This window comes from Corynebacterium tuberculostearicum (genome assembly GCF_022347385.1).
In the GTDB taxonomy this organism is placed as follows: domain Bacteria; phylum Actinomycetota; class Actinomycetes; order Mycobacteriales; family Mycobacteriaceae; genus Corynebacterium; species Corynebacterium tuberculostearicum_M.
The window spans coordinates 1-532 of the sequence record NZ_JAKRDT010000058.1; the positions used below are offsets into that span (position 1 = coordinate 1).

The window sequence follows — 532 nt, forward strand, 5'->3', positions numbered from 1 at the left end:
CCGGCCTAAACGACAGGATGTGTTGGTGAAGTTATATGTTTAGCCCGCCTAGCCTGCTGATATTAGGATTATTTCACTTATCCGGAGGGATAACGCAGCCTCGGACCTGAAATACCGCCCGGGGCGTGCTGATGTGCTAAGCGCTGAGGTCCACGATGAATGGATGAGTAAGAATCATCCTCGATGCCCCGTCTGTAGCGGGGTGTGCACCAAAATTACGGGACTACAAGCACCAATCCGCCAGCGAAGGCGATGGAACGCCTGTAAAGCCACTGACACTCGCGCTAGAGACCGACCCAGGAAAGTGGACGCATCAGGGGGCAGACCCACATGCCAAAGTGGACACCCTAGCCAGCCAAGAAACACAAGCCACCAGCGGCCTTGAATACGGCCGACCAGCAACTTTCGACAGTGCCTACAACCACTCTATGGGAATACGCAAAGGCCACGTGCCCTAAACCACGCAGTCCACCAACACAAAATGTCGTTTACCCCGACACGCCGGAAAACAACACATTTTGTCGTTTAACCC

At 54.1% G+C, this 532-nt stretch carries 1 pseudogene; it reads left to right on the forward strand.

Going from position 1 to position 532, the window contains the following annotated elements:
* Positions 1-317: 317 nt before the first annotated feature.
* Positions 318-458: pseudogene (locus MHK00_RS12030) on the forward strand (IS1249 family transposase); the annotation flags it as partial.
* Positions 459-532 lie beyond the last annotated feature (74 nt).